At 69.0% G+C, this 20,881-nt stretch carries 23 protein-coding genes; 9 read left to right on the top strand and 14 right to left on the bottom strand.

Annotated features, from left to right (window positions below; all coding sequences use genetic code 11):
• Together L1081_RS20675 and L1081_RS20670 are read left to right on the top strand one after the other, a co-directional pair.
• Nucleotides 1-873, top strand: coding sequence for an N-formylglutamate amidohydrolase (locus tag L1081_RS20675; RefSeq protein WP_489413854.1), 873 nt, complete (start codon nt 1-3; stop codon nt 871-873).
• Nucleotides 874-975: 102 nt separating this feature from the next.
• On the top strand, nt 976-1,158 hold the full coding sequence (locus tag L1081_RS20670; protein ID WP_489413853.1) for a hypothetical protein: 183 nt from the start codon (nt 976-978) through the stop codon (nt 1,156-1,158).
• 12 nt (nt 1,159-1,170) lie between these two features.
• Here L1081_RS20670 and L1081_RS20665 read toward each other — a convergent pair whose 3' ends face one another.
• Nucleotides 1,171-2,058 (bottom strand): gamma-glutamyl-gamma-aminobutyrate hydrolase family protein, encoded by an 888-nt coding sequence (locus L1081_RS20665; protein ID WP_438999170.1) that lies wholly within the window; start codon nt 2,056-2,058, stop codon nt 1,171-1,173.
• Between the two features lie 128 nt (nt 2,059-2,186).
• On the opposite strand from L1081_RS20665, the gene L1081_RS20660 reads away from it, so the two are divergent.
• From L1081_RS20660 to L1081_RS20630, 7 genes are all read left to right on the top strand, one after another.
• Nucleotides 2,187-3,242 (top strand): TIM barrel protein, encoded by a 1,056-nt coding sequence (locus L1081_RS20660; RefSeq protein WP_489413852.1) that lies wholly within the window; start codon nt 2,187-2,189, stop codon nt 3,240-3,242.
• Nucleotides 3,243-3,630: 388 nt separating this feature from the next.
• Nucleotides 3,631-3,891: a hypothetical protein gene (locus tag L1081_RS20655; RefSeq protein WP_489416818.1), complete on the top strand. Its 261-nt coding sequence runs from the start codon at nt 3,631-3,633 to the stop codon at nt 3,889-3,891.
• Between the two features lie 61 nt (nt 3,892-3,952).
• Nucleotides 3,953-4,225 carry a translation initiation factor IF-1 gene (infA, locus tag L1081_RS20650; RefSeq protein ID WP_015867950.1) on the top strand — a complete coding sequence of 91 codons (273 nt, stop codon included), beginning with the start codon at nt 3,953-3,955 and terminating at the stop codon, nt 4,223-4,225.
• Between the two features lie 88 nt (nt 4,226-4,313).
• Entirely contained in the window at nt 4,314-5,744 is a 1,431-nt protein-coding gene (gene dbpA, locus L1081_RS20645) for an ATP-dependent RNA helicase DbpA (protein ID WP_489413851.1), read from the top strand.
• A 99-nt stretch (nt 5,745-5,843) separates the two neighbouring features.
• Nucleotides 5,844-6,014, top strand: coding sequence for a hypothetical protein (locus L1081_RS20640; protein WP_021013096.1), 171 nt, complete (start codon nt 5,844-5,846; stop codon nt 6,012-6,014).
• A gap of 92 nt (nt 6,015-6,106) precedes the next feature.
• Entirely contained in the window at nt 6,107-6,427 is a 321-nt protein-coding gene (locus L1081_RS20635) for a hypothetical protein (RefSeq protein ID WP_489413850.1), read from the top strand.
• A 40-nt stretch (nt 6,428-6,467) separates the two neighbouring features.
• Nucleotides 6,468-7,355, top strand: coding sequence for an EamA family transporter (locus L1081_RS20630; RefSeq protein ID WP_489413849.1), 888 nt, complete (start codon nt 6,468-6,470; stop codon nt 7,353-7,355).
• Here L1081_RS20630 and L1081_RS20625 read toward each other — a convergent pair.
• The 13 genes from L1081_RS20625 to L1081_RS20565 all read right to left on the bottom strand — a co-directional run bounded on the left by L1081_RS20625 (nt 7,352) and on the right by L1081_RS20565 (nt 20,871).
• Nucleotides 7,352-8,287 (bottom strand): fatty acid desaturase, encoded by a 936-nt coding sequence (locus L1081_RS20625; protein WP_489413848.1) that lies wholly within the window; start codon nt 8,285-8,287, stop codon nt 7,352-7,354. The genes L1081_RS20630 and L1081_RS20625 overlap by 4 nt on opposite strands.
• Nucleotides 8,288-8,375: 88 nt before the next feature.
• Nucleotides 8,376-9,044: an FCD domain-containing protein gene (locus L1081_RS20620; protein WP_489413847.1), complete on the bottom strand. Its 669-nt coding sequence runs from the start codon at nt 9,042-9,044 to the stop codon at nt 8,376-8,378.
• Between the two features lie 29 nt (nt 9,045-9,073).
• Nucleotides 9,074-10,366 (bottom strand): FAD-dependent oxidoreductase, encoded by a 1,293-nt coding sequence (locus L1081_RS20615; RefSeq protein WP_489413846.1) that lies wholly within the window; start codon nt 10,364-10,366, stop codon nt 9,074-9,076.
• Nucleotides 10,363-10,611, bottom strand: coding sequence for a 2Fe-2S iron-sulfur cluster-binding protein (locus tag L1081_RS20610; protein WP_489413845.1), 249 nt, complete (start codon nt 10,609-10,611; stop codon nt 10,363-10,365). The genes L1081_RS20615 and L1081_RS20610 overlap by 4 nt, the downstream gene beginning before the upstream one ends.
• Nucleotides 10,608-11,714 (bottom strand): FAD-dependent oxidoreductase, encoded by a 1,107-nt coding sequence (locus tag L1081_RS20605; RefSeq protein ID WP_489413844.1) that lies wholly within the window; start codon nt 11,712-11,714, stop codon nt 10,608-10,610. The genes L1081_RS20610 and L1081_RS20605 overlap by 4 nt, the downstream gene beginning before the upstream one ends.
• Before the next feature lie 11 nt (nt 11,715-11,725).
• Nucleotides 11,726-12,664: a 4-hydroxyproline epimerase gene (locus L1081_RS20600; RefSeq protein WP_489413843.1), complete on the bottom strand. Its 939-nt coding sequence runs from the start codon at nt 12,662-12,664 to the stop codon at nt 11,726-11,728.
• A gap of 14 nt (nt 12,665-12,678) precedes the next feature.
• The gene (locus tag L1081_RS20595) at nt 12,679-13,821 is read right to left on the bottom strand and encodes an ABC transporter substrate-binding protein (RefSeq protein ID WP_489413842.1); all 1,143 of its coding nucleotides are present in this window, start codon (nt 13,819-13,821) and stop codon (nt 12,679-12,681) included.
• A 37-nt stretch (nt 13,822-13,858) separates the two neighbouring features.
• Nucleotides 13,859-14,773: a dihydrodipicolinate synthase family protein gene (locus L1081_RS20590; protein ID WP_489413841.1), complete on the bottom strand. Its 915-nt coding sequence runs from the start codon at nt 14,771-14,773 to the stop codon at nt 13,859-13,861.
• A gap of 421 nt (nt 14,774-15,194) precedes the next feature.
• Nucleotides 15,195-16,172, bottom strand: coding sequence for a tripartite tricarboxylate transporter substrate-binding protein (locus L1081_RS20585; RefSeq protein ID WP_489413840.1), 978 nt, complete (start codon nt 16,170-16,172; stop codon nt 15,195-15,197).
• Between the two features lie 38 nt (nt 16,173-16,210).
• Entirely contained in the window at nt 16,211-17,416 is a 1,206-nt protein-coding gene (locus L1081_RS20580; RefSeq protein ID WP_489413839.1) for an amidohydrolase, read from the bottom strand.
• 80 nt (nt 17,417-17,496) lie between these two features.
• Entirely contained in the window at nt 17,497-18,780 is a 1,284-nt protein-coding gene (locus L1081_RS20575; RefSeq protein WP_489413838.1) for an aminotransferase class III-fold pyridoxal phosphate-dependent enzyme, read from the bottom strand.
• Between the two features lie 10 nt (nt 18,781-18,790).
• Nucleotides 18,791-19,846, bottom strand: coding sequence for a phosphotransferase (locus tag L1081_RS20570; RefSeq protein ID WP_489413837.1), 1,056 nt, complete (start codon nt 19,844-19,846; stop codon nt 18,791-18,793).
• A complete protein-coding gene (locus L1081_RS20565) occupies nt 19,843-20,871 on the bottom strand; it encodes a histone deacetylase family protein (RefSeq protein ID WP_489413836.1) in 1,029 nt (342 codons plus the stop codon). The genes L1081_RS20570 and L1081_RS20565 overlap by 4 nt, the downstream gene beginning before the upstream one ends.
• Between the last annotated feature and the right edge of the window lie 10 nt (nt 20,872-20,881).

Raw genomic sequence — 20,881 nt, 5'->3', positions numbered from 1 at the left:
ATGCATCCTGTCCTGAAACTGATCCAAACCCGCGCCCAGGTGACGAGCGTCGCCGGGCACACGCCGCTGGTGCTCGATTCACCGCACAGCGGCACCGTCTACCCCGAGGACTTCCGGCCTGTGTGCGACCTGGCCACGCTGCGCCGGGCCGAGGACACGCATGTCGAGAAGCTCTACGCCTTTGCGCCCGCGATGGGCGCGGCGTGGATCGAGGCGCACTTTCCGCGCAGCTACCTGGACGCCAACCGCGACACCACCGAGCTGGACCCCGCACTGCTCGACGGCCCGTGGACCGGGCCCCTTTCGACCGACCCGCGCGTGCTTTCGAAGGTGCGCCTCGGCAAGGGCCTGGTCTGGAAGCTCACCGACGAGGGCCTGCCGATCTACGACCGGCTGCTCACTGTGGACGAGGTGCGCGCGCGCATCGACAACTGCTGGCGGCCCTACCACGCCGCGGTGGCCGAGGCCATCGACGCGGCCCATGCGCGGCACGGCTACAGCATCCACATCAACTGCCACTCGATGCCGGCGGTGGCGGGCAGCCATGCCACCGATTTCCCGGGGCTCGTGCATGCGGACTTCGTGATCGGCGACCGCGACGGCAGCACGGCCGATCCGGCGCTGTCGAAAAAGATCTGCGAGCAGCTGCGCGCGCGCGGCTACAGCGTGGATTACAACCATCCGTACAAGGGCGTGGAGCTGGTGCGCCGCCACGGCCGGCCGGCCGGGCACCGGCACAGCATCCAGGTCGAGGTCAACCGCAGGCTCTACATGGACGAGGCCACGCTGGCGCTCGACGAGGCGGGGGCGGCGCGGCTGCGGCAGGACCTGCAGTCGATGGTGGCGATGCTGCTGGCCACCGATCCGCGCTGACCGGCACAACAACCCTGCCGCCGGCGCGTGTGTTGCGGCAGGGCCGGAAGGCGCCGGGCCTATAGTGGCCGCAAGTCTTCCCACCATTGCCTGGAGTTTTACGTGAAGCCATTCATTGCAGCTGTTCTTGCCATTGCGATGGGCGCCCTGGCGGCGGGCTGCGCCGGCACGGGGTCGGCCGGCGGCAGCGACCGCGCCGCCTCGTCGTCCGGCAGCGGCGTGACGGTGTTCGGCACCATCGACGCGAGCGTCAGCGGCAGCTCGAACCGCTCCGAGCGGCGCTAGCCGGCCGGGGCGTCAGCGCCGCAGCAGCGCCTGGCGCAGCACCCGCGCCGCGCGGTCGCGGATCCGGCCGTGCCCGGCATCGGGCACGGTGCGCGGCGCGACCTTTGCTGTGGCACAGGCCCACAGGAAGTCGTGCAGGATCGGCGTGTCGTCCACAGTCTCGGTGCTGCCGTACTTGTGAAACTCGGGGTGCCACTGCGTGGCGGCGATGTAGCTGCGGCCCCTGTCGGCACTGCGGCGGATGGCCTCGGGCACGCGGTCGGGCAGGCTCCAGGCCTCGATCTCGAAACCCGGCGCGAGGTCTTTCACGCCCTGGTGGTGGATGCTGTTGACCTTGGCGGTCTTCACCTCGGGGTAGAGCTTGGCCAGGCGCGTGCCCTCCACGATCTCGATCTGGTGGAAGTTCTGGTCGTAGGTCACCGGGTCGCGGTGTCGCACGGTTTCGGGGTGCTCGTGCTGCGCCTCGATGTCCTGGTAGAGCGTGCCGCCGAAGGCCACGTTGATCAGCTGCAGCCCGCGGCAGACGCCGAAGATGGGCTTGCCGGCCTGTTCGAAGGCCTCGACCAGCGCCAGGTCGTAGAGGTCGCGGATGCGGTCGCCCACCCATGCATCCTTGAGCGGCACCTCGCCGTAGCTGCCGGGCCAGACGTCGGCGCCGCCGTGCATCACGACGCCGTCGAGCCATTCGGCGTAGTGCGAGAGCTTGGTGTCGCCGCGTGCGGTTTCGCCCGTGGGGCAGGGCACCATCACCACCATGGCACCGGCCGACATGAGCCAGTGCGCAATGGACTGCTCGACGTACTGCAGCGTCTTGTTGGTGAAGAGCGAACGCGCCGGGTCGGCATGGGAAAAGCAGGCGGACAAGCCGATCTTGAGCCGGGCGGAAACTGGTTGCGGCATCGCGGGACGAGCAGGGCGTGCTGTGCGAAAAGGAAAGTCCATTGTGGCGCTTTGGCCTCTCGCACGGGGTCGGACGACACGCCAAAGTATGCTTTCAACGCCGCCACGACCAAGAAGGAAGACAAGCCATGAAAACGATCAAGGGCCCAGCCATATTCCTGGCCCAGTTCGTCGGAGACGAAGCCCCGTTCAATTCGCTCGACGCCATTGCCGGCTGGGCCGCCGGGCTGGGCTACAAGGGCGTGCAGATCCCGAGCTGGGACGCGCGCCTGTTCGACCTCAAGAAGGCCGCCGAGAGCAGGACCTACTGCGACGAGGTCAAGGGCACGCTGGCCGCGCACGGCCTCGAGATCACCGAGCTGTCGACCCATCTGCAGGGCCAGCTGGTCGCGGTGCATCCGGCCTACGACGCGGGCTTCGACGGCTTCGCGGCGCCCGAGGTGCGCGGCGACCCGGTGCGGCGCCAGCAGTGGGCGGTGGAGCAGTTGCACTTCGCCGCGAAGGCCTCGGCCAACCTCGGGCTCACGGCGCACGCCACCTTCTCGGGCGCCTTGGCGTGGCCGTATCTCTACTCATGGCCGCCGCGCCCGCCGGGACTCATCGAGGAAGCCTTCGACGAGCTCGCGCGCCGCTGGCATCCGATCCTCGATGCCTTCGACGCGGCGGGCGTGGACGTGGGCTACGAGATCCATCCGGGCGAAGACCTGCACGACGGCGTGAGCTACGAGATGTTTTTGGACCGCGTGAACAACCATCCGCGCGCCTGCCTGCTGTATGACCCGAGCCACTTCATGCTGCAGCAACTCGACTACCTCGCCTACATCGACCACTACCACGAGCGCATCAAGATCTTTCACGTGAAGGACGCCGAGTTCAATCCGACCGGCAAACAGGGCGTGTACGGCGGCTTCCAGAGCTGGATCAACCGCGCGGGGCGCTTCCGCTCGCTGGGCGACGGGCAGGTCGATTTCAGCGCCATCTTTTCGAAGATGGCGCAGTACGACTTCCCGGGCTGGGCGGTGCTCGAATGGGAGTGCTGCATCAAGCACCCCGAAGACGGCGCGCGCGAGGGCGCGGCCTTCATTGCCGACCACATCATCCGGGTTGCGGAGCGGGCTTTCGACGATTTTGCGGCGGGCGGCGTGGACGTGGCGGCCAACAAGCGGATGCTGGGGATCGGCTGAGACGCTTTTCAGCTATATGTTTGATAGCATCAAACACCTGGTCGGCGGGTGTTTGATGCCGAATTCGCTAATGCGTTGTTTTTAAGACAAGCAACTGTCATGCCCCGCGGGCTATAATGCCGGGTTCGTTTCGATACCACGACGAAGCACTTTTCGTCACTCCGCCGGCTGACCTGCACCGTCCCTTGGATTTTTCAGGCCTCTTTCCCTCAAGCCGGCTTCACAGTGTGTTGGAGCGCCAGACCGGGCGCCCATGATTGCCACCACTGCCTTCGTTCTTGTTGAAGCGAATAGCGCGTCCGTCGCGCCATTCCGGCCGGCCCACGCCCGTTTTCAATTATTTTTCCGGCATCTTGCGCACACTTTTCGCGCAGGGTGCCAAGGCTTCATGGACATCATTCAACACAGTATCGCGGTGGGCAAGTACCTTGTTTCCCCGCTCATTCGCCACCAGGACGACGGCAAGTACGCCGCGTCCGTCTCGATCCGCTCCGGCCGGGGCAGCGGCATGCACGACCGCGTGATGCGTTTCACGCCGCGCTTTGCCAGCCACGCCGCAGCAGCACGCTATGCCGTCGCCCAAGGGCTCGGCTGGGTGCGCGAACGCCACCCCCGCAGCGCGCCGCTCGCTTTGCCGTGCGCGGGCTGAAACAATTACGCCCATCTTCATCTCCAACACACATCGAACGAGAATTCAGAGGTAATCACACATGCCCAAGGAAGAACTGATCGAAATGAACGGCGCAGTGACCGAAGTCCTGCCCGACTCGCGCTACCGCGTGACGCTCGACAACGGCCATCAGCTGATCGCCTACAGCGGCGGCAAGATGCGCAAGCACCACATCCGCATCCTGGCGGGTGACAAGGTGTCGCTCGAACTCTCGCCCTACGACCTGACCAAGGGCCGTATCACCTTCCGCCACCTGGAGCGTCGCGGCCCGCCGCCGACCAACTCCGGCAACAACAACGCACCTCGCCGCTGATCCGCGACGGACGAAGGGCCTTGCAAGCGCCCCGCGCGGGCGCTTGGCAAGGCCTTTGTTTTTGTTGCGGCCGTCCGGCTGCAAAACGATGACCACACCCTCTTCCACAGCCGGCGGCCCCCAGGCCGAGAACGGTTTTGCCGCGCTGGCGCTCTCGCCCCAGATGCTGGCCAACCTGACGCAGCTGGGCTACACGCAGATGACGGCGATCCAGGCGGCCGCGCTGCCGCCGGCGCTGCTTGGCAAGGACCTGATCGCGCAGGCCAAGACCGGCAGCGGCAAGACCGCCGCCTTTGCCCTCGCGCTGCTCTCCAACCTGAACCCGCGCCGCTTCGCCATCCAGGCGATGGTGCTGTGCCCCACGCGCGAACTGGCCGACCAGGTCACGACCGAAATCCGCCGCCTGGCGCGCGCGGAAGAGAACATCAAGGTGGTCACGCTCTGCGGAGGCGTTGCGCTGCGCGGGCAGATCGCGAGCCTGGAGCACGGCGCGCACATCGTGGTGGGCACGCCGGGCCGAATCATGGACCACCTGGAGCGCGAGAACCTGAACCTCGAGGCGCTCAACACGCTGGTGCTCGACGAAGCCGACCGCATGCTCGACATGGGCTTCTTCGACGACATCGTGAAGGTGGCGCGCCAGTGCCCTTCGGCCCGCCAGACGCTGCTGTTCTCGGCCACCTATCCCGAAGGCATCGCCAAGCTCGCGCAGCAGTTCATGAAGAGCCCCGAGCAGATCACGGTGCAGGCGCAGCATGAGGGCAGCAAGATCCGCCAGCGCTGGTACCAGGTGAAGGAAAGCGAACGGCTGCATGCCGTGAGCCTTTTGCTCGACCATTTCCGCCCCGTGAGCACGCTGGCCTTCTGCAACACCAAGCAGCAGTGCCGCGACCTCGTCGAGGTGCTGCAGGGCCAGGGCTTCAGCGCGCTCGCTCTCTTCGGCGAGCTGGAGCAGCGCGAGCGCGACCAGGTGCTGGTGCAGTTTGCCAACCGCAGCTGCTCGGTGCTGGTGGCGACCGACGTGGCGGCGCGCGGGCTCGACATTGCGCAGCTCGAAGCCGTGATCAACGTCGACGTGACGCCCGATTCCGAAATCCACATCCACCGCATCGGCCGCACCGGCCGCGTGGGCCAGCAGGGCGGCGCCGAGGGCCTCGCGCTGAACCTGGCGAGCATGGACGAGATGGGCAGCGTCGGCAAGATCGAGCAGCTGCAGGGCCGCGAATCCGAATGGCACGACCTGGCCGAGCTCACACCGGCCAAGGGCGCGCCGCTCGCGCCGCCCATGGCCACGCTGCAGATCGTGGGCGGGCGCAAGGAAAAGATCCGCGCCGGCGACGTGCTGGGCGCCCTCACCGGCGACTGCGGCTACGCCAAGGACCAGATCGGCAAGATCAACGTCAACGAGTTCTCGACCTACGTGGCCGTGGAGCGCGGCATTGCGGCCGAAGCGGCGCGCAAGCTCTCGAGCGGCCGCGTGAAGGGCAAGAGCGTGAAGGTGCGCCTGCTGGAGCTCTGAAAGAACCCCTGCCGTGCCGGTTGCTTCGGCTTCCGGCAGGCAAAATCCCCGCTGTGGCCTAATTGAGCCTCGAACATCACTTTTTTACCCGAGCTTTTCATGCCCAAGAAAATTCGTACCGAAGCCGACCGCGTTGCCACCCCGAAGCCGACGCCCATGCCCGGCTACGCCCTGACCAAGTCCGGTGGCGGCCAGAAGGTCAGCCTGGAACGCGGCACCGCCACGCGCAGCAAGAAGAACCCCGGCAAGCGCGCCAAGAAGGGCGGCTGATCCAGCCCCCGGAGGCTCGCAAGAGCCGCGACGAACGCGCCCCCGGGCGCGTTTTGTCATTGGGGAGCCCCCTTCAGATCCACAGGCCCGCGATGTCCGACGACAACCAGATCTTCATTCCGCCCTCGTTCTTCGCGGTCTACAGCGATGCGCGCCAGCGCCTCCTGGAGCCGATCGGCGTGGTGCGCGAGCGCTACGAGATCTGCGAGGACCTGGCCAGCCACCTCGTGGGCCACGCGCAGATCCAGCACCACACCGAGGTGCCGGTCGAGAGCGAGATCCTGCGGCGCATCCATGCCGGGCTCGCAACGCCCGAAGCCGGCGTGTCGGCGGCCGAGGCCGGCTGGATCGTGCAGCGGCTGGCCGAACTGCTGGGCTGGCCCGGCCCCGAGCCGGCGCCGGCCGAAAACTGAAGCGCGAACGCCCAACGGGACAACTGGCTACATTCATCGAATGACCAGCCGCACCACCGACCTTCTGCTCACCGCGGCCGCGCCCGCCATCTGGGGCAGCACCTACATCGTGACCACCGAGCTCCTGCCGGCCGACTACCCGCTGACGGTCGCGCTGCTGCGCGCGCTGCCGGCGGGCCTGCTGCTGCTGCTGATCGTGCGGCAGCTGCCCGAACGGGCATGGTGGGGGCGCATCCTCGTGCTGGGGGCGCTGAACTTCTCGATCCTCTGGGCCATGCTGTTCCTTGCGGCCTACCGGCTGCCGGGTGGCGTCGCCGCGACGATCACTTCGGTGCAGCCGCTCTTCGTGGTGTTCCTGGCAAGTTTCTTCCTGGGCTCGGCGGTGCGCGCGCTCTCGGTGGCGGCGGCGGTGGTGGGCATCGGCGGGGTCGCGCTGCTGGTGCTCACGCCGAACGCCACGCTCGATGCGCTCGGCATTGCCGCGGCCTTTGCCGCCGCGGTGTCGATGGCGTTCGGCACGGTGCTCAGCCGGCGCTGGCAGCCGCCGGTCTCTGCACTGACCTTCACGGCGTGGCAGCTGACCGCGGGCGGCCTGCTGCTGCTGCCGGTGGCGCTGTGGCTGGAGCCGCCGCTGCCCACGCTCAGTGCCGCGAACTGGATCGGCTTCGCCTGGCTCGGCCTGGTGGGTGCCGCGCTGACCTACATCGTCTGGTTCCGCGGCGTGGCCCGGCTGGAGTCGTCGGCAATCGCGCCGCTGACTTTCCTGAGCCCGGTCACGGCCGTGATCCTCGGCTGGGCGCTGCTGGGGCAGAGCCTGTCGGCGCTGCAGGTCGTGGGCATCCTCGTGGTGATCGCGAGCATCTGGCTCAGCCAGCATGCGCAGCGCGGCGTGCAGCCGCCGGCGCTGGCGAGGCCCGCCGCCCGCTAGGCGGAGCGAGCCGGGGCGGCGCGCTTCAGCAGGCCCAGGTAGCCACCGGGCTGCACTTCCATGCGTGCGGTGGCGCCGCGCCGCTGCAGAAGCCGGTGCGCCTTCGGCAGGCTCCAGCAGGGCAGGCTGGTGAACATGTGGTGCTCGCAGTGGTAGTTGACCCAGTAGGGTGCCACCAGCGCGCGTTCGAGCCAGCCGGCGTGCGTGGTGCGCGCCTGGCGCAGCGGATCGGCCTCGTTCTGCGCCACCAGCGCATGCTCGGCGATGTTGCGCACGCGGCTCACGAGCGGCAGCCAGGTGGCCATCGGCAGCAGCCACATCAAAAGCCAGGCCCACCCGTACCCGGCCAGCGCGAAGGCCAGGAAGCCGAGGCCGTTGCCGGCGAGGAAGCGCCGGTCCTTCGCCAGCTCGCGCCTGAATGCCTTCAGCGCCGATTCGCCCGGAGCGCGACGGCGGATGCGCTCGGCGATGTGGCCGAAGCGCTGCTTGTAGAAGGTCTGCCCGCTGAGGTCGCGCACGACCTTGCGCCACATCGAATCGCGCGTGATCGGAAAGGGCGCGGACAGCACGAGGTCCGGGTCTTCGGTCTGCTGCACGAAGCGGTGGTGCTGCAGGTGATAGGGCCGGTAGTCGCGCAGCGTGGACGAGCAGAGCCAGTAGCCCACCCAGTCGTTGACCCTGCGGCTGCGGTGCAGGCCCGCATGCGCGGCATCGTGCATGAGGATGAAGAGCCCGAGCTGCCGCGCACCGACGATCGGCACCATGAGCGGCACGGTCCACGGCCAGACGATGCCCGCGAGCATTGCGGCGCCGATGACGCCCCAGCAGTGCGCCACCAGCCACAGGCCCTTCCATGAAGAACGGGTGGTGAGCGACTGCCACTCTTCGGTGCTGAAGAAGTCCTCGGGTTGGGCGCGGGGGGCGACGGCCATCGGGCCAGTATGCGCCGATGGCCCGGCCGCGGCACGCGGAATTCCCCGGGCTTGCCGCTTGGCGGATGCGCTCGCGGCAGCCCGGGCCTCAGTTGTCGATCACCTTGCGGGCGAACAGTTCGAGGTAATCCATCAGGCGGTTGGCGCCGGCAACGGCCGCCGCCTCGTCGCCGGTCGCGATGCCCTGCGCGAGTTCGAGGTGCGCATTGGCGCCTTCGACGATCTCGCCTTCATGCTGGTAGGCGTACCAGAAGCGCCGGCACTGCACGATGAGCGGGATCACGGCCTTCACCGCCGAGTCGTTGTGGCTCGCCTGGTGGTTGACGAGGTCGAGCGCGCGGTCGGCCTGCATGTAGTCGTTCAGGTCGCCGCGATGGGCGGCCTTCACCATCAGCTCGGCGCAGCGCACGATCTCCTTGCGCTGCAGCGCGGTGGCGCGGCGCGCCGAACAGGCCGCAATCAGCCGCTCGAGCACACGCCGGGTCTGGATCACGTCGAGGTGGTCGGCCAGGTCGATGGTCGACACCAGCAGGCCGCGACGCGGCTGCTGCACGATGAGGCCGATGGACACCATGCGCATCAGCGCCTCGCGCACCGGCGTGCGGCCCAGGCCGGTGCGCTCGGCGAGGTCGGCCTCGACGATCTGGCTGCCGGGCTCCAGCTGCAGCGTGGACAGCAGCGTCTCGATCGCGTCGTAGGCGAGGTCGGCGGCCCGTCGCTTGGGCTGGGGGCGGGGCACGGTCTTCGTGGCGGGCATTGTTTTCTTTTGCTGCAGCTGCTTCGGGCTCATTGTCGGTCCACATCCTCATGGCCCGCGAGGCCGGCCAGCGTTGCAATGCGCGCCGGCGAGAGCGGCGGACGCGGCGCGGGCGGCGTCCAGCCGAAGAGGAACTGCGCCGCATCGCCGCACACGCGGCCCTGGCAGGCACCCATGCCGCAGCGGCGATGGAGCTTGGCGTCGGTCCAGCCGCTGCAATCCACCAACGCGGAGAAGGGTACGTCTTCGCAGCGGCACACGAGGGTGTCAGGCTGCGGCATCTGCCTGATGGCGGCGCCGAGCGCGAAGCTGCGGTGCAGCTGCGCAGCAAAGGCATTCCAGCGGGCGCGCCCGGCTTCGTGCGGCTTTGCGGCGCGCTCGTTGCCGACGGCCGCATGGCCGGCGATGGTGCCCTGGGCCAGCGCGCGCTCGCTGCCGCCGAAGCCGGTGCATTCGCCGGCTGCGTAGATGCCGGGCAGGCTGGTGGCTTGCAGCGCATCGACAGCCAGCGCCTGTGCGCCGGCGTCGGCAGGCGTGAGCGCGCAGCCCAGCATCCGGCCGAGCTGTATGTTGGGTGTGAGGCCGAAGCCGCAGGCGATGCGGTCGCAGGCGAGCTCCACCTCGCGCTCGCCCTGCAGGAGCCGAACCGACGCGACCTGCGCGCCGCCGTGTGCCGAGACGATGCGCGACGAAGTGCGGTACTGCGGATCGGCCAGCGCCACCGCCTGCACTGCCTTGCCCGGCCATCTCAGCAGGCTGGCGGCGAAGCCCGCGACCGCCGCGAACGAAGCCTGCTCGGCGATCCGCACGACCTTTGCGCCCGCCGCGCGCGCCGTGGCCGCAGCGGCGAGCAGCAAGGGCCCGCTGCCCGCGATCACGATGCGCTCGCCCTCCACCAGCAGCCCCGCCTTGATGAGCGCCTGCAGTCCACCCGCGCCCGTGACGCCGGGCAGCGTCCAGCCAGGGAAAGGCAGCAGCAGCTCGCGCGCGCCGGTGCAGAGGATCAGCTTGCTCCACCGCATGTGCCAGCCGCGCTCGGCATCTTCGAGCAGCAGTTCGTTGCGCGCAGGCGCCGCAACGACGCGCGTGCCGCTGCACACGCGGATGTTGGCATGGCCTTCGAGCGCATCGCGCCACTTGCGCGCAGCCGCGGGCAGCGATGCGCCGGGACCGTCGCGCCAGATCTGCCCGCCGGGCGCGGGGTTGTCGTCGATCACGGCGATCGATGCGCCGCTCGGTGCAGCGGCCACCGCCGCGGCCATGCCGGCAGGGCCCGCGCCGACGATCAGCAAGTCGCAGTGCTCCAGCGCCATGGCGGTCATGCCAAGGTCTCCACGCGCATGCCTTCGGCGCAGACCGCCTGGCAGGCGAGCCTTTGCCGGCCGTCGATCCGCACGCGGCATTCCTGGCATACGCCCATGCCGCAGAAAGGCGCGCGCGGCTGGCCCGTAACGGAGCGGCGCGCCACGCCCACGCCGCCGGCCACGCGCAATGCGGCGGCGACCGAGCTGCCCGCCTTCACGCGGACGGGTTGGCCGTCGATATGCAGCAAGGTCTCACCGCTCATGCGCGCTTCTCCAGCAAGCCGCGCGGCGCATAGGGCGCCGCATCGAACCCGGGCGCCGCGCCGGTCATCAGCGCCGCGAGCAGGAGCGCGCTGCCTGGCGCAGTGGTCACGCCCAGACCTTCGTGGCCGACCGCGAGCCAGAGCTTCTCGCGCCAGGGATGCTTGCCCAGCAGCGGCAGCCCGTCGGGCGTCGCGGCGCGCAGGCCGGTCCATGAGCGGACCGCGTTGAGTTCCGCAAGCCCCGGCAGATAGCCGATCGCGCGCTGCAGCATGCGCGCGAGCATCGGCGCTTCGACGGCCAGATCGGTGGTGTCGAACTGGCGCGAGGAGCCGATCAGCAGTTGGCCCGTGGGCCGCGGCTGCACGTTGAAGGCGACCGAATCGCCGTCGCTGTGGTGTGCGCTCGTCACATAGCCGAGTTCGACGAGCTGGTGGTGCACCGTGCCCGGGTAGCGGTCGGTGATCAGCAGGTGGCCCTTCTTGGGGCGGATCGGGAGTTCGGGGCACAGCGCCGTGGCTTCGATGCCGTTGGCCAGCACGACCTGCGGCGCGCTGCGGCAGCTGCCGTCCGCGAGCTGCAGCGTGCCGTCGTCTTCGATCGCATCGACCTTCGCATGCTCGACGCGGATCGAAGCGCCGCCCTGCGCGAGCAGCCAGCGCGCCGCGTTCGGCGCATAGAGGATGCCGTCGCCGGGCACTTCGAGCGCGCCTGCGAGGCCTTGGCGCAGCGCCGGCTCGGCGCGTACGAGCGCGGGCGCATCGAGCAGGCGGCTGTCGATGCCGTGTGCATGCAGCCGCTGCTGCTTGCGCTCGGCCTCGGCCATCTCTTCTTCGTTGGCGGCGATCCAGAGCGTGCCGCAGGCGCCGTACGCGCAGTCCTCGCCCATGCGGGGCACCAGGGCGCGCCACTGGGCAATCGAATGGCGGCTCAACGCGAGTTCGGCCGGGTTGTCGTCCATCACCACGAGGTGGCCCATGCCCGCGCCGGTGGCGCCGCCGATGCGCGCATCGAGCACCAGCACATTGCGGCCGGCCTGCGCGAGCGCGTGTGCGCACGCGGCACCGACGATGCCGGCGCCGATGACGATGGCATCCGCATCCATGCCGCGCGGAGTCAGAGCCGGATACCCCAGCCGAAGGGGTCGTTGTCGTCGATCAGCAGCGTGGCTTCGGCGCTGATGTGGGCGCGGCCGCGCAGCGTCGGAATGACCTTGCCGCCGTCTTCCAACGCGTAGCTGGCCTCGAAGCGGCTGCCGATCACGCTGGCCTGCGTCCACACTTTGCCTGGCGCGAGCTTGCCGTCGGCCGCGAGGCAGGCGATCTTGGCGCTGGTGCCGGTGCCGCAGGGCGAGCGGTCGTAGGCATTGCCGGGGCACAGCACGAAGTTGCGGCTGTCGGCGCCTTCGCTGTCGTCGGCAAAGAGTTCGATGTGGTCGATCTCCGCGCCGTCGGCGCCCGTGATGCCCTGCGCCGCGAGCGCGCGGCGCAGGGCCGCGGTGTAGCCGGTCAGCGCGTCGAGGTTGTCGCTGGCCACGCGCTGGCCGTGCTCGCTCACGAGGAAGAACCAGTTGCCGCCCCAGGCCACGTCGCCGTGCACCCTGCCATGGCCGGGCAGTTCCACCGCCGCCTGGTGCAGATGCCGGTACGCGGGCACGTTGCGCACGCTGACCGAACCATCGGCATGCAGCGTGGCCGTGACCGTGCCCACGGGCGTTTCGATCCGGTGCTCGCCGGCGCCGATGCGCCCCATGTGCGCGAGGCTCGCGACCAGGCCGATGGTGCCGTGGCCGCACATGCCCAGGTAGCCGGTGTTGTTGAAGAAGATCACGCCGGCCGCGGCGTCTTTCGACACCGGCTCGCACAGCAGCGCGCCCACCACCACGTCGCTGCCCCGCGGCTCGAGCACGGTGGCCGCGCGCCATTTGTCGTGCCGGTCGGCCAGCAGCGCGCGGCGCTCGGCCATGGAGCCGCCGCCCAGATCGGGAAACCCGCCGATGACCAGGCGCGTGGGCTCGCCGCCCGTGTGCGAATCGATGATCTGGATGCGCTGCATGCGGCCTCGTCCGTTCAGTAGCTGGCGATGGGCACCGGGGCCGCGTTCTTGAAGGTGAAGACGGTGATCGGCGCCTGCTTCATGTTGCCCTTGTCGTCGTAGCTGTAGGTGGCGGCCACGCCCTTGTAGGTGTCCTTGTAGAGCTGTGCGCCCACCTTGTCGGGGTCGATCGAGTTGGCCTTCTTCATCGACTCGCCGATGAAGAGCACCTGGTCGTAGTAGGAGGCGGCATACGCATCGGGGTCCGCATTGAAGCGCTTCTTGAATTTCTCCTTGAAGGCCGGACCGGTCTGCGCCTTCTCGAGCATGGAGCCGCCCTGCGCGCAGAACACCAGGTCGTTGACCGCGTCGCCGCCGATCTTGCCGGTGGCGGGGCTGCAGACGGTGTCGCCGCCCAGCAGCTTGCCGGGCACCGCGAGCTGCTTCATCTGGCGCGCCATGGGGGCGGCCTGCGGCGCATAGCCGCCGAAGAAGATGGCCTCGGGCGCCTTGGCCTTCAAGTTGGTGAGGATGGCGGTGAAGTCCACGGCCTTGTCGGTGGTGAACTCCTGGCCGACCACCGTGAGGCCCTGCTTCTTCGCTTCCTTGGTGAACTCTTCCGCCAGGCCCTGGCCGAAGGCGGTGCGGTCGTCGATCACGCCGACCTTCTTCACCTTCAGCTCCTTGGCCGCATACACGGCCATGCTGGAGCCGATCTGGTTGTCGCTCGCGATGATGCGGTAGAGGTTCTTGTAGCCGCCCTGCGTGACCTTCGGGTTGGTGCCCACGGTGGAGACCATGGTGCCGCCGTCGGCATAGATGCGCGAGGCCGGAATGGCCACGCCCGAGCAGTACGGGCCCATGACGTACTTGACGCCGTCGTCCACGAACTTCTGCGCCACGCTCACGCCGGTCTTGGCGTCGCACTGGTCGTCTTCGGACACCAGCTCGAACTTCAGCGTCTTGCCGCTGGCCGTGAGCTTCTTCGCATTGAGCTCCTCGATGGCCAGGCGCACGCCGTTTTCATTGTCCTTGCCCGCGAAGGCATTGGGACCCGAGAGCGGCCCGCTGTGGCCGATCTTGACGACCTGCTCCTGCGCGTTCGCCAGGCCAGCGATGGCAAATGCCACGAGGCCGACGACGCCGAGAAGTGGAACCATGCTTGCTTTTGTCTTCATGCTTCTTCCTGGGTTGGAACAATGAAAAGAGCGGTTATTACATAACCGACTGGTACTGCACCGGCCGCGTGGCCAGCGCCTTCTTCACGATGGCCTCGATGGCCGCGCGCTCCTGGCCGATCAGCGGCAGCCGCGGGCGTCGCATGTGCTCGCTGCCCACGCCCACCAGCACGTCGATCAGCTTGAGGTTCTGCACCAGCTTGGTCGACACGTCCAAGTGCAGCATCGGCGTCATCCACTGGTAGAGCTTCAGCGCCTCGACGAACTTGCCCGCCTTCATCAGGTCGTACAGTGCCACTGTCTCGCGCGGGAATGCGCAGCCTACCCCGGCGAGCAGGCCGTCGCAGCCCAGCGCCAGGCCTTCGTAGGCCAGGTCGTCCACGCCCAGGAACAGCTGGTAGCGATCGCCCACCGTGTTGCGCAGGTCCGTGATGCGGCGGATGTCGTCCGAGCTTTCCTTGATGGCCGCGATCCATTCGCAGTCCGCGAGCTCCAGCATGTGCTCGGGCTTCAGGTCCACCCGGTAGGCCACCGGGTTGTTGTAGACCATGATGGGTTTCTGCGCCGCATTGGCGATGGTGCGCACATTGAGCATGGCCTCGCGGGCGTCGGCCACGTAGATCACCGAGGGCATCACCATGAAGCCGGCCACGCCGAGCTTGTTGGCGCCGTCCACATAGCGCAGCGCCTCGCGCGTGCTGGTTTCTGACACATTGGCCAGCACCGGGATGCGGCCGTCGGCGGCTTCGAGCGCGATCTTCGCGACCTGCAGCTTTTCTTCGAGCGTGAGCGTGCTGGCCTCGCCGAGCGAGCCGCAGGTGACGAGGCCGTGGATGCCGTTGCGGATCTGGAAGTCGATATGCCGCGCGGTGCCTTCGGCATCGATGCTTTCGTCGGCGTGGAACTTGGTGGTGATGGCGGGGAAGATGCCTTGCCAGCGGGGGTTGGTCACGTGAGCGCTCCTGGATGTGCGGTGGGGAAGGGTCCTACTTTAAATATATTAAGGATATATCGTCAAGATATGCATGGGGCATGCGCTCTTTCGGGCGGGGTTTTTGTGTGATATCCGTGGAGGGCAGGTGTCTGCCGTTCAGGGCGCGCTCCCGCCGACGGGGTACGCGGCGAAGCGAATGTCCTCCGGCCTTCGGCCTCCCCCTTGATTTCGCTGCGCAAGGCACCCCATCGACGTGATCGTGTTCAGAGCACTGGTTGATCAGCCGCGAACCGACAGCGTGCCCTGTGCACAGGGCATCGGGTGCTCCCCGCAGCGAAATCAAGGAGGAGGCCGAAGGCCGGGGGACATTCGCGGAGGGGAGTACCCGGTGGCCTGTGCACGCGCCCCGAACAAGAGCGCCGAGTACAACGGCACAAGTTCAGTCGATCTTCGCCCCCGAAGCCTTCACCACCGCCCCCATCGCATCCCAGTCCGCGCGCAGCAGCTTCTGGAACTCCTCGGCGCTTTGCGTGCGCGGCTCCACGCCCAGGCGCTTGAATCGCTCCTGGATCGCCGGATCGGACAGCACCTTGTTGGTGGCCGCATTGAGGCGCTCGACCTCGGCCTTGGGCGTGCCGGCCGGCGCGAGCAGGCCGATCCATGAATCGAAGGCGTAGCCCGGCAGGCCGCTCTCGGCCACCGTCGGCAGGCTGGGCAGGAACGGGCTGCGCGCCTGGCCGGTGGACGCGAGCAGCTTCATGCGCGGATCGGCCTGGAAGCCCATCACGCCGATGCTCGACGAGATCACGGCCTGCACGCGGCCCGCGAGCACCTCGTTGACGGCCTCGCCCGTGGACTTGGTCGGAATGTGCGTCATCTGCAGCCCGGCCTTGGCAAGGAACGATGCCATCGCGAGGTGCGTGGCGCTGCCGTTGCCGGCCGAGGCGTAGTTGTACTTGCCCGGGTTGGCCTTGACCTCCTTGATGAAATCGGCCGTGCTCGACACGTTGAGCCCGCTCGCCACTGCCAGCACATAGCCCGCGTTGCCGATGTTGGCCACGCCCACGAAATCCTTCAGCGGGTCGTAGGGCAGCTTGCTGTACAGGAAGCCCGCGATGTTGTGGCTCGCGGCCGCGAGCACCAGCGTGTTGCCGTCCGGCGGCGCCTTGGCCACGACGGCCGCGCCCACCGTGCCGCCCGCGCCCGCGCGGTTCTCGACGATGGCGCTGGCGTTGAGCGCCGCGCCCAGTTCGGCATTGAAGGCGCGCGCCACGGTGTCCTGCACCGCGCCGGTGCCGAAGGGCACGACGATGTGGATCACGCGCGGCTGCTGCGCGTGCACGGGCGCGAACGCGCCGAGCGCCGTGGCGGCTGCAAGGGCAGCCAGCGAACGCCGGGTGAACAGGGAGGAGGTCATCGAAGTGGCCACTTTCATCATCGTCAACAGAAAAAGATTCAGCCGCCCGAAGGCAGCCAGCGCTGCACCAGCTTCACGAAGTAGCTGGCGCCGATCGGAATGATCTCGTCGTTGAAGTCGAACGACGTGTTGTGGATGATGCAAGGGCCGGGCCCGTGGCCGTCGAGCCTGTGGTCGCCGTCGCCATTGCCCAGGAACGCATAGCAGCCGGGCCGCGCGAGCAGCATGTGCGCGAAGTCCTCGGCGCCCATCACGGCAGGAAAGTTGTCGGTGACCATGCCGTCGCCCACCACCTCGCGCATCACGCCGGCGGCAAAGCGCGCCTCCGCCGGGTGGTTGACCACCGGCGGCGAGGAGCGGTTGAAGAAGACCTCGGCCGTGCAGCCATGCGCCGCAGCCACGCCCGCCGCGACCTCGCGCAGCCGCGCCTCGATCTTGTCGATGGCGTCGATAGAGAAGGTGCGGATGGTGCCACCGACCGTGGCTACATCCGGAATCACGTTGGGCGCGTCGGAGCCCTGCAGCTGCGTGACCGCAAGCAGGGCACGCTCGGTGCTGGGAATGGTGCGCGGCACGATGGTCTGCAGCTGCTGCGCGAGCGTGACCACCGCGGCCACGGGGTCAATGCCGGTGTGCGGCATCGAGGCATGCGTGCCGCGCCCGCGCACGGTGATCTTGTAGGTGTTGCTCGAGGCCATCAGCGCGCCTTCGTTGAGCGCGAAGCGGCCCACATCGCCGACCGGGAAGTTGTGCAGCGCAAAGACCGCGTCGCACGGAAAGCGCTCGAACAGGCCGTCCTGGATCATCTTCTTGGCGCCGGCCTTGCCCATCTCCTCGGCCGGCTGGAAGATGAAATGCACGGTGCCGTCGAAGTCATCGGGCCCCTGCTGCGACAGGTGCCAGGCGGCGGCCAGCAGCATGGTGGTGTGGCCGTCATGGCCGCAGGCGTGCATGCGGCCGGCGTGCGTGGACTTGTGGGCGAACTCGTTGGCTTCGTGCAGCGGCAGCGCGTCCATGTCGGCGCGCAGGCCGATGGTGCGCGTGCCGGTGCCCTTGCGCAACACGCCGACCAGGCCGGTGCCGGCAAGGCCGCGGTGCACCTCGATGCCCCATTCGGCGAGCAGGCCCGCCACCTTTTCGGAGGTGCGGTGCTCCTCGAAGCCGAGCTCGGGATGGGCGTGGATGTCGCGCCGGATATCGACGAAGCGGGAGGCGTGGGCGGCAAAGGAATCGACGATGTTCATGGTGGCAAGGGTCGTGGGGGCGAACAATTCTGGCGCAAGGCGGCGCGCGGCGCCATGCGTGGCAGCGAGGAGGCGATGCGTCAGAGGCCGGCCAGCACCTGGCCCAGCGTCTCGACCAGCAAGTCGGCATGGGCCTCGGAAAACACCAGCGGCGGGCGGATCTTGAGCGTGTTGGCGTGCTCACCGGTGGCGCTCAGCAGCACCTGCCGCTCGCGCAGGCCGTTGACGATGCGCGCGGTTTCCGCGGTGGCGGGCGTGCGGGTGCGGCGGTCGGTGACGAGCTCCACGCCCACGAACAGGCCCGCGCCGCGCACGTCGCCGATCAGGCTGTGGCGCTCGGCGAGCTTCGCGATCTGCGCGCGCAGGTAACCGCCGACGCGGTGTGCATTGGCCATCAGTTCTTCGCGGTCGATCACGTCGAGCACCGCCATGCCCGCGGCCATCGACACCGGGTTGCCGCCGAAGGTGTTGAAGTAGCGGCACTCTCGTCCGAAGGCGGCCAGCACCTCGGGGCGCACCGCGAGGCCGGCCAGCGGATGGCCGGCGCCCAGCGGCTTGCCCATGGTGACGATGTCGGGCACCACGCCGTGCCGCTGGAAGCCCCAGAACGCGTCGCCGGTGCGGCCGAGGCCGGGCTGCACTTCGTCGGCGATGAAGAGTCCGCCGGCCTCGCGCACCACATCCACCGCCTCGGCCACGAAGCCTGGCGGGTCGGTGAAGATGCCATCGCTCGAGAACACGGTGTCGACCATCAGCGCGGCCGGGCGCATGCCCTGCGCCTTGAGGTCGGCGATGGCCTCGCGCACGCCCTGCGCGAACGCGCGGCCCAGCTCGCCGGGCGCGATGCGGTAGCTGTCGGGCGCGGGCACGGTGCGCACCGCATCGCCGAGCTGCACGAACTTGCCGAGCGAGGGCGAGGCCTCGGCGATCGACGCGGTGACGCCGTGGTACGCGAAGCGCGTGACGATCAGCCCCTCGGCCCTGGTGTGCGCGCGTGCGATGCGCATCGCGAGGTCGTTGGCCTCGCTGCCGGTGCAGGTGAACATCGCGTGTGCGAGTTCGGCCGGCATGGTGGCGAGCAGCCGCTCGGCGTAGTCGAGCACGCCCTCGTGCAGGTAGCGCGTGTGGGTGTTGAGCACGCCGGCCTGGCGCGCGATGGCCTCGACCACGTGCGGATGGCAGTGGCCGACCGAGGCGACGTTGTTGTAGGCGTCGAGATGGGGCCGGCCCTCGGCGTCGTACAGCCACACGCCTTCGCCGCGCACCGGGTGCAGCGGCGTGTCGTAGAACAGGCGATAGGCCGGGCCGAGCATGCGCGCGCGGCGCTCGACGAGGGCCTGGGTCGAAGGGGCGAGGGAAGTCATGGGCGATCTCTCAGAGGTTCAACGCGCGTCGGAAGGCGGCCGTTGCCGCGGCGCTGCCGACGCGCTCGCAGGCCTGCAGCCGCGCCCACGACAGCGGGTTGTTGCGCAGCAGGTAGGGCGCGTTCTCGGGGTAGCGCGCGGCGCGCCAGCCGCTGATGGCTACCACCATCACGAGCCGCGCCGCAATCAGGTCGAACAGCACGCCGGCCTCGGCCGGCGACAGCGGCCGCACCGCGTGATAGGCCGCCACCAGCGGCACGATGGCCGCGAGCGGGTCGTCGCCGGTGCCGGCCTGGTAGGCGGCGGCCACGGCCAGGTCGTTGATGCACGGCGCGCGCACCATGTCGCCGAAGTCGAGGATCGCGGCGATGCGGTCGGTGTCGGCCGGGTCGACCAGCAGGTTGTAGATGTTGAAGTCGTTGTGGATCGGCTGCGCGGGCAGCGTGCGCAGCACCGGCTTGGCATCGCGCTCGAAGCGGTCGAGCGCGGCGGCGGCCAGCGCGCGGCGCTCCGGCTCCGCGATGTGCGCGAGCAGGCCGCGCACGCTCTCGGCGCGCTGCAGGTCCCAGGGCAGCGGCAGATCGCCGGCCGGGTGGTCGAAGCCCGCGAGCGCGAGGTCGAGCCGGGCCAGCATGCGCGCGAGGTTCCGCTGCTGCCGCGGCGTGCGCGGCGCCTCGGGCAGCGGCAGGCCCGGCAGGTAGGTGAAGAGGCGCACCACGCGCGGCAGGCCGTCGCCCGGGTCGCACACGAAAGAGGCTGCGCCCTCACACGTCGGCACGATGCGCTGCACCGGCAGGCCGGGGTCGGTGGCCGCGAGATGCAGCAGGGCCTGGGTCTGGAAGTCGGCGACCAGCGCGGTCTCGGCCGGGTGCGAGATCTTCAGCATGAAGCGGGCGCCGTCGGTGGCGCGCTCGAGCCGGTAGTTGCGGTCGCGCTCGCCGGTCAGCGGCTTCATCTCGCCTTCGATGCGGTAGCGCTCGCGCGCGAACTCGCGCACCCAGGCGTCGTCGAGCGCGGGCGAGGCTTCGCTGAGCACCTGCGCGTCGGCAAATTCCACCGCCGTCATGCGGCGCTCTCGAAGCCGCGCAGCGCGCTCGCGATGTTCGGACCGAGGTCGTCGGAAAGGTAGCCGCCTTCCTGCACCAGCACCGTGGGCAGTCCCAGGCGTGCGATCTCGGCCAGCAGCACGGCGAAGCCGGCGGTCTGGATCTTCATGCCCTTGTAGGGATCGCGCTCGTGCGCGTCGAGCCCCAGCGCCACCACGAGCGCGCCGGGCGCATAGGCGCGGATGCTGTCGCAGGCGTCGCGCAGCGCGGGCAGGTAGCTGTCGATGCCGGTGCCCAGCGCGAGCGGCTTGTTGATGTTGTAGCCCAGGCCTTCGCCTTCGCCGCGCTCGTGCGCGTGGCCGATGAAGAAGGGCGTGAAGTTGCGCGGATCGCCGTGCAGCGAGATGGTCAGCACGTCGGCGCGGCGGTAGAAGATGCCCTGCGTGCCGTTGCCGTGGTGCACGTCGATGTCGAGGACGGCCACGCGGTCGTGCACGCTGCGCAGGTGCTGTGCGGCAATCGCCACGTTGTTGAGGTAGCAGAAGCCGTTGGCGCGGTCGGCGTAGGCGTGGTGGCCGGGCGGGCGGCACAGCGCATAGGCCGCGCGCTCGCCATCGAGCACGAGCTGCGCCGCATGCGTCGCCATGTTCGCCGAGGCGATGGCGGCGTCCCAGGTGCGTGCGCCGATGGAGCAGGCGTTGTCGCCCATGTGGAAGCCGGCCTGGCCGACCACGCTGTCGGGATAGGTGCAGGGCTGGCCCGGGAAGGGATGGATGTTGGGCATCACTTCTTCCGACGGGTCGTCCAGCAGCTGCCAGCGCGCGTAGGCGGTTTCGAGGAAGCGCAGGTACTCGGGCGTGTGGATGGCGGCGCGCGGGCCGGCGCCGAAGTCGCGCGTGGCGACGATCTCGTGGCCTTCCCGCTGCACCGCCTCGAGCAGGCGGAATGCGCGCTCGGGCTGCTCGTTGCTGCGCTTGAGCTTGCCGCGCACCATGAAGAGCTGCGGGTCGTGGTCCTTGTGGGTGTCGCTGTAGACGACTTTCATCGGCGTGTTT

The sequence above is a fragment of the Variovorax sp. MSC1_012 genome (assembly GCF_023667525.1).
Classification (GTDB): Bacteria; Pseudomonadota; Gammaproteobacteria; order Burkholderiales; family Burkholderiaceae_C; genus Variovorax; species Variovorax beijingensis_B.
This window is presented reverse-complemented; position numbering and strand designations above follow the sequence as displayed.

Bases quoted from the DNA above. Each gene is read 5' to 3' on its own strand.
- L1081_RS20630 (WP_489413849.1), top strand. From the start codon at position 6,468: ATGACCAGCCGCACCACCGACCTTCTGCTCACCGCGGCCGCGCCCGCC.
- L1081_RS20640 (WP_021013096.1), top strand. From the start codon at position 5,844: ATGCCCAAGAAAATTCGTACCGAAGCCGACCGCGTTGCCACCCCGAAG.
- L1081_RS20660 (WP_489413852.1), top strand. From the start codon at position 2,187: ATGAAAACGATCAAGGGCCCAGCCATATTCCTGGCCCAGTTCGTCGGA.
- L1081_RS20655 (WP_489416818.1), top strand. From the start codon at position 3,631: ATGGACATCATTCAACACAGTATCGCGGTGGGCAAGTACCTTGTTTCC.
- L1081_RS20625 (WP_489413848.1), bottom strand. From the start codon at position 8,287: ATGGCCGTCGCCCCCCGCGCCCAACCCGAGGACTTCTTCAGCACCGAA.
- L1081_RS20570 (WP_489413837.1), bottom strand. From the start codon at position 19,846: ATGACGGCGGTGGAATTTGCCGACGCGCAGGTGCTCAGCGAAGCCTCG.
- L1081_RS20635 (WP_489413850.1), top strand. From the start codon at position 6,107: ATGTCCGACGACAACCAGATCTTCATTCCGCCCTCGTTCTTCGCGGTC.
- L1081_RS20605 (WP_489413844.1), bottom strand. From the start codon at position 11,714: ATGGATGCGGATGCCATCGTCATCGGCGCCGGCATCGTCGGTGCCGCG.
- L1081_RS20615 (WP_489413846.1), bottom strand. From the start codon at position 10,366: ATGACCGCCATGGCGCTGGAGCACTGCGACTTGCTGATCGTCGGCGCG.
- L1081_RS20580 (WP_489413839.1), bottom strand. From the start codon at position 17,416: ATGAACATCGTCGATTCCTTTGCCGCCCACGCCTCCCGCTTCGTCGAT.
- L1081_RS20610 (WP_489413845.1), bottom strand. From the start codon at position 10,611: ATGAGCGGTGAGACCTTGCTGCATATCGACGGCCAACCCGTCCGCGTG.
- infA (WP_015867950.1), top strand. From the start codon at position 3,953: ATGCCCAAGGAAGAACTGATCGAAATGAACGGCGCAGTGACCGAAGTC.
- L1081_RS20665 (WP_438999170.1), bottom strand. From the start codon at position 2,058: ATGCCGCAACCAGTTTCCGCCCGGCTCAAGATCGGCTTGTCCGCCTGC.
- L1081_RS20600 (WP_489413843.1), bottom strand. From the start codon at position 12,664: ATGCAGCGCATCCAGATCATCGATTCGCACACGGGCGGCGAGCCCACG.
- L1081_RS20565 (WP_489413836.1), bottom strand. From the start codon at position 20,871: ATGAAAGTCGTCTACAGCGACACCCACAAGGACCACGACCCGCAGCTC.
- L1081_RS20620 (WP_489413847.1), bottom strand. From the start codon at position 9,044: ATGCCCGCCACGAAGACCGTGCCCCGCCCCCAGCCCAAGCGACGGGCC.
- L1081_RS20675 (WP_489413854.1), top strand. From the start codon at position 1: ATGCATCCTGTCCTGAAACTGATCCAAACCCGCGCCCAGGTGACGAGC.
- L1081_RS20575 (WP_489413838.1), bottom strand. From the start codon at position 18,780: ATGACTTCCCTCGCCCCTTCGACCCAGGCCCTCGTCGAGCGCCGCGCG.
- L1081_RS20595 (WP_489413842.1), bottom strand. From the start codon at position 13,821: ATGAAGACAAAAGCAAGCATGGTTCCACTTCTCGGCGTCGTCGGCCTC.
- dbpA (WP_489413851.1), top strand. From the start codon at position 4,314: ATGACCACACCCTCTTCCACAGCCGGCGGCCCCCAGGCCGAGAACGGT.
- L1081_RS20585 (WP_489413840.1), bottom strand. From the start codon at position 16,172: ATGACCTCCTCCCTGTTCACCCGGCGTTCGCTGGCTGCCCTTGCAGCC.